The sequence below is a fragment of the Micromonospora sp. bgisy143 genome (assembly GCF_057708145.1).
In genome coordinates this window covers 1-593 of sequence record NZ_JBYIRN010000063.1, presented here as the reverse complement: position 1 = coordinate 593, position 593 = coordinate 1, and the positions used below count along the sequence as shown (strand labels likewise).

The following is a 593-nucleotide window of genomic DNA, read 5'->3' as shown; positions in this document are numbered from 1 at the left end:
CGGGCCGGTGCCCGAGCCGGTGATGCTGCCGGTGAACAGGGTCTGCGCGGCGGACCAGCCGTTGGCGTTGGTCGGGTCGGTGGAGGTGCGGTAGGAGAACGCGGGGCCGCCCCACTGGTAGGCCAGGACCCAGATGTTCTTGGGTGCGAAGTAGAACAGGGTGGGTGCCACGGTGCCGCTGTTCATGGTGTTCTGGCTGGCCGAGCCCATCTGGGACCAGTTGCTGAACAGGCCGAAGTTCATCGAGCCCCACGACGAACCGAAGTCGTGGGTCGTGGCGTAGACGAGTTGCTGGCCGTTGTACGGCGCGACGGTGAAGTCCTTGAGCGACACCCAGCCCGACTTCGGCTGCGCCAGCGCCCCGGTCGACGACCACCGGTACGACGACGGCAGGTCACAGGTGCCACCCGGGGGCGGCGTGGTGGGGGGCGGCGTGGTCGGGTTGCCCCCGCCGTCGACGCGGACGAACTGCCACTGCTGGTTGGTGCCGTTCCAGTCGTCGTACTGCACGATGTTGCCACCGTCGGCCGTCGAGGCGCCCTGCACCTCCATGACCTTGTTGCTGTTGCGGTTGATCAACCGCACATAACCGC

General features: G+C 67.6%; 1 protein-coding gene. It reads right to left on the bottom strand.

Annotation, left to right across the window (positions count from 1 at the left end; all coding sequences use genetic code 11):
• Window positions 1-593: non-reducing end alpha-L-arabinofuranosidase family hydrolase (locus AC3EN4_RS31755; RefSeq protein ID WP_435210221.1), on the bottom strand; the 593-nt coding region annotated here is incomplete at both ends.